The organism is Streptomyces sp. BE20, from assembly GCF_036322525.1.
Lineage (GTDB): Bacteria > Actinomycetota > Actinomycetes > Streptomycetales > Streptomycetaceae > Kitasatospora.
The window spans coordinates 1-4603 of record NZ_JAQYWW010000435.1 but is presented as its reverse complement, the minus strand read 5'-3'; the positions used below and the strand labels follow the sequence as shown (position 1 = coordinate 4603).

Sequence of the window (4603 nt, the reverse complement as noted above, 5' to 3'; positions counted from 1 at the left end):
GGGGGGGGGGGGGGGGCGGGGCGGGCGGCCCCCGCGGCCCCCGGCCCCGCCCCCCCCGCGGGGCCGGCGGGGGGGCGGGCGCGGGGGGGGGGGGGGGGGGGGGCCGCCCGGGCCCCAGGGGGGGGGGGGGGGGGGCCGGGGCCCCGGGGGGGGGCGCTGGGGGGGGGGGGGGGGGGGCCCGGCGCCCCCGGGGGGGGCGGGGCGGGGGGGGGGGGGGGGGCCCCGCCCCGCGCCCCCCCCACCACTGCGTCAGCCGGCGTCCGGGGAGCCGGACTCCCGGACGACGGCGACGTCGCCCGCCCCGATGGTCAGACGGCCCGTGACCGTCGTGTTCGAGAGGAGCTCGACCCCGCGGCACGAGACCTCGACCGTGTCGTCGGTGTGGTTGAGGACGAACAGCCAGCTGCGCCCGTCCTCCGCCGTGCGGCGGACGACCTCCACCCCGTCGCCGGCGCCCGGTGCCGTCCTGCCCACGCCCGCCTCGTCCAGCGCGCCCGCGATCAGCGCCCGCAGCGAGGAGTCCTCGAAGCGGGTGGCGGCGTAGCGCGCGAGGCCGGCGCCCGCGCGGTGGCGCAGCAGGGCCGGCCCGCCCGCCGCGGGGCCGTCGGCGAACCGGGCGTCGACGACGGTGCCGTCCGTGCCGTCCGTGCCGGCCGGGTGGACGGCCTCCGCCCAGACCCGCCCGGTCAGCCCGTTGTCGAGGGTCAGGGTGGCGCCCTCCCGCAACGGCAGGAACTCGTCGACGGTCAGCCCGAGCAGGTCCCGCAGGGCGCCCGGGTGGGGGCCGGGGTGGAGGCGGTCGTCGCGGTCGACCAGTCCGGAGAACGGACCGACCAGCAGGTGGCCGCCTCCGTGCACGTACGCGGTGAGCGCCCGGACCGTCCCGGGGGTGGCCAGGTAGTGGCTGGGGAGCAGCACCAGCCGGTACCGGGACAGCACGTCGGCGGACACGTCGGCGGGGATCACGTCGCACACCACGCCCTGCTGCCAGACCGCGCGGTGCCACGCCTCGGCCTCCGCGGCGTACCCCAGGTCGACGCTCGGCCGGCCGCCCAGCTCCAGGGCCCAGTAGTTCTCGTAGTCCCACAGCAGCGCGACCTCGCCCGTCACCGTGGAGCCCGCGACCTCGCCGATCCTGCGGAGCACCGAGCCCAGCTGAACGACCTCCTGCCAGACCCGGGTGGACTCACCGCCCTGCGGGACCATCGCGGAGTGCCACTTCTCCACGCCGGAGTCGGACTGGCGCCACTGGAAGAAGCAGGCCCCGTCCGAACCGCGGGCGATGTGCGCGAGGCTGTTGCGCAGCATCTCGCCGGGGCGCTTCGCGGTGTTCCGCGGCTGCCACTGGACGGCCGAGGTCGAGTGTTCCATCAGCAACCAGGGCCGGCCCCCGGCGATCCCCCGGGAGAGGTCGGCGCTGAACGCGAGCCCGGTGTGGGCCTCGGGGTCGGCGGCGACCAGGTAGTGGTCGTTGGTGACGAGGTCGACCGCCGGCCCCCAGGCGCAGTAGTCGGCCCACTTGTATGTCCCGGCCATGAAGTTGGTGGTCACCGGCCGTCCCGGTGAGTGGCGGTGGAGGATGTCGCGCTCCGTCCGGTAGCAGGCCAGCAGCTCGTCGGAGGCGAAGCGGTAGTAGTCCAGTTGCTGGGCGGGGTTGGTGCGGCCCGGCGTGGCGCCGGGAATCCGGACCTGCGACCAGGCGCTGTAGCGCTGACTCCAGAAGGCCGTTCCCCAGGCCCGGTTGAGGCCGTCGAGGTCGCCGTGGCGGGCGCGCAGCCAGCTGCGGAACGCCTCGGCGCTGGTGGGGCAGTGGCAGTGCGCGTTGTAGCCGCCGATTTCGTTGCCGACGTGCCACATCACCACGGCGGGGTGCTCGCCGTAGCGGCGGGCGAGCCGGTCGGCGACGACGCCGGCGCGTCGCCGGTAGTCCGGCGAGGACGGGCAGAACCCCTGGCGCGAGCCGTGGCCCAGGCGCCGGTCGAGGTGGTCGACGAACAGGGCGTCGGGGTACTCCTCGGAGAACCACGGCGGGGGCGAGGCCGAGGGGGTAGCAAGGTCGACCGCCACACCGCCCTCGTGCAGCAGGGCGATCACCTCGTCCATTCCGGAGAAGTCGAAGCGGTCCTGGTCGGGCTCGATCCACGACCACGAGAAGATGCCGAGCGACACGAGGTTCACGCCGGCCCGCTGCATCAGCCGGACGTCCTCACGCCACACGTCCCGGTCCCACTGCTCCGGGTTGTAGTCACCGCCGAACGCGAGTCGGGGCACCGAGCCCCAGGGTGCGCCGCGCGGCACGGCCGCGGGCCCGGTGGCCGGGTTCGGTGTCGATGAGGGGGAAAGCTGCGGCACTCGTGACTCCCAGGAGAAGGCGTGCGGAACGGGGGTGGGCCGGCGGGGCGGGCGGTGCCGCCGTCGCCGGACCCCTACAGTCAACACACCAATGTGACCGGTATCAACGATCTGAGCGGACATCGCGGCTGTTGCAACCGATTTTGGCAGAACCATTGACAGTAAAATTGATACCGGTAACATCCCACTGATCAAACTCCGTCACGGGCGGCCGGTCAGGCCTTGCGTCGACGCCGGAGCCCGCGTTCCATGGGCGGACGCGGATTCCCCTTCCGGTCCACTCCACCCCGGGCCGGTGCCCGGGGCCGAGGACCGCGTGCAACGGAGGTACGGCGCATGGTGACCCTGATCCAGCTGGAAGTACTCACGAAGGTGATCGAGTCCGGGGGCTTCTCCGGGGCGGCGAAGTCGCTGTTCACCAGCCAGCCGGCCGTGTCGAACCACATCCGCAACCTGGAGCGGTCCCTCGGCGCCCAGCTCGTCCACCGCACCAGCCAGGGCGCCCGCCCCACGCCGGCCGGGGAGATCGTGGTCGAGCACGCCCGGCGGATCTTCGGGATCCTGGACGAACTGGAACTCGCCGTCGCCGAGCGCCGGGGCCTGGGCGCCGGCCGGCTGGTGCTGGCGGGGACGACGACCCTGGGCACCTACCTCCTGCCGCTGCTGCTCTCCGAGTTCGCCCTGCGGGCCCCGAAGGTCTCCTGTCAGATCAGGGTGGGGAACGAGGAGACGGTCGAGTCGTGGCTGCTGCGGGGAGAGGTCGCGCTGGGGCTGTGCGCCGGCACGCCGCGGGACGAACAGCTCGTCGCCCAGGGCATGTTCGAGGAGGCCATGGTGCTGGTGGCGGAGCCGGGTTCACCCCTCATCGGCCGGGCGCTGACCCCCGCCGACCTGGCCGACCAGCGGTTCCTGATGCGCGAGGCGGGCTCCGCCACCCGTCGGCTCCAGGAGTCCGCGTTGCGGACGTGGGGGCTGGAGCGCGCCGAGCAGTGGGACATGTGGGGGACGGACACCCTGAAGCAGGCCGTCTCCCGGGGGCTAGGCCTGGCGGTCGTCTCCGAGCACGTCATCCGCCAGGAGACGGAGGCGGGGATGCTCGCGGCGCTGACCGTCGTGCCGGCCCCGCCCGTCCGGACGGTGTCCCTGGTACGGCGGGCCGACCGGGCGCTCACGCCGCCGGAGGAGGCGTTCGTGGCGCTGGTCGGAGCCGTCTCCGAGTGGCCCGGGTGACGGGCGGGACAGGTCGGGGCGGGCGGGGCCGGAGGGGTCGGCGGGGTGGTCGGGGTGGTCGGGTCCGGGCGGGGCGTCAGTACCGGATGCAGGCGGAGCGCAGGTCGGTGTAGAAGTCCCACACGTCCGGGGAGCACTCCGGGGCGCCGAGCTGCGAGGCCTTCGCCCCCATGTGCGGCAGGTGGGAGTACGCGCCGACACCAGGGCGGTTGACGTGCAGCATGCCCGCCTGGAAGTCCTGGAGGGCCTGGAACATCAGGGACGGGTTCTGGGTGAAGACGGTGCCGGACATCCCGTACTTCACCGAGTTGGAGATGCGCATGGCGTCCTCGTAGCCGTCGCACTCGATGACGGACAGGACGGGGCCGAAGACCTCCTCCTGGGCGATCTCGCTGTCCCAGGCCACGTCGGTCAGCACGGTGGGCTCCATGAAGTAGCCGGGGGTGTCCAGGGCCGCTTCCTTGCCGCCGCAGGCCAGCGTGGCGCCGGCCTCGACGGCGGTGCGCACCGCGGTCAGACAGGCCTGCAGGCGCTCCTCGTTGACCACCGGCCCGATGTCCGCCCAGTCCTGGTCACCGCGCCCGATCCGCATGGCGGACACGCGCGGGACGAGGCGTTCCAGCAGCGCGTCGCGGACCGACCCGTCCACGATGACGCGGCTGGTGGCGCTGCACCGCTGGCCGCTCTGGCCGAACGCGCCGTGGATGACGGCGTCCGCGGCCGCGTCGAGGTCGGCGTCGGCGAGCACGATGAGCGCGTTCTTGCCGCCCAGTTCGAGCTGGGCGCGCATCAGCCGGCCCGCGCCGGCCCGGTTGATGGCCTGTCCGACCGGCAGGGAACCGGTGAAGGATATGCCGGCGACGCGCGGGTCGGAGACCAAGGCCTCGCCGGGGTCGCGGTCGCCCTGGACGAGGTTGAGGACGCCGGCGGGCAGCCCGGCGTCGACGAACGCCTGCACCAGCAGCGCCGAGGTCCAGGGGGTCAGCGGCGAGGGCTTCAGGACGGCCGTGCAACCGGCGAT

At 74.3% G+C, this 4603-nt stretch carries 3 protein-coding genes; 1 reads left to right on the top strand and 2 read right to left on the bottom strand.

What is annotated here, in order from left to right; genetic code table 11:
- Positions 1–249 precede the first annotated feature (249 nt).
- The gene (locus tag PUR61_RS03785; RefSeq protein ID WP_329875583.1) at positions 250–2271 is read right to left on the bottom strand and encodes a beta-galactosidase; all 2022 of its coding nucleotides are present in this window, start codon (positions 2269–2271) and stop codon (positions 250–252) included.
- Positions 2272–2688: 417 nt separating this feature from the next.
- Here PUR61_RS03785 and PUR61_RS03780 point away from each other — a divergent pair, with 417 nt between their 5' ends.
- Positions 2689–3582, top strand: a complete 894-nt coding sequence (locus PUR61_RS03780; RefSeq protein WP_329875581.1) for a LysR family transcriptional regulator — start codon at positions 2689–2691, stop codon at positions 3580–3582.
- 76 nt (positions 3583–3658) lie between these two features.
- On the opposite strand, the gene PUR61_RS03775 is transcribed toward PUR61_RS03780, so the two are convergent.
- Positions 3659–4603 (bottom strand): aldehyde dehydrogenase family protein (locus tag PUR61_RS03775; RefSeq protein ID WP_329875579.1); only part of this gene is annotated, 945 nt, incomplete at its 5' end.